The organism is Psychrobacter sp. 1U2 (assembly GCF_051847575.1).
On the sequence record NZ_JBPYDC010001874.1, the window covers coordinates 1 to 506 of the forward strand.

1 protein-coding gene is annotated in these 506 nt (G+C 46.2%); it reads right to left on the bottom strand.

The genetic code is table 11. The features are described from left to right. Positions 1 to 506: DUF294 nucleotidyltransferase-like/CBS domain-containing protein (locus ACS8FD_RS24885; RefSeq protein ID WP_459252195.1), on the bottom strand; the 506-nt coding region annotated here is incomplete at both ends.

The following is a 506-nucleotide window of genomic DNA, read 5'->3' on the forward strand; positions in this document are numbered from 1 at the left end:
ATCTCATTATCGGCATCGATAGTCCGTAGGTTGAAGCTGGTAAAATGCTGGCAGGGAGTGGTAGCAGGGTCTTGCTGTTCGCTGACCGCACGGCAGATATCAGTATCAGTCAAGATACCTAGCTCATGATCTGAACGGCGGGTAATGCTATGTTCAGTTTCAGGCTTAGAGTTATTTTCAGTATCGCTAAGCGTATCTATAGGTTGTTCTAACAAATGGTTCATTGGGCGTACTAGCACATGCTTCAATCCAGCTTCGGTCATGATACGTGCCGCCTCATGTAGGCTGTTATCGGCATCAACAATATGTACGGGCAATAGGGTCACATCAGTGACTGGTTGTAGCATGATTTGCTGCACTTCTTGCTGCGCCGTATAGCTTTCTGCATGCAATCCTAATGCTTGACCTTGCGTACTACGCCTTTGTTGTAGTGCCTTTAGCCGCTCAGGCAATTTGTCTGATAGTAGTTGGCGAACTAGATGATTTTGCGCGCTAATTTTATCGAT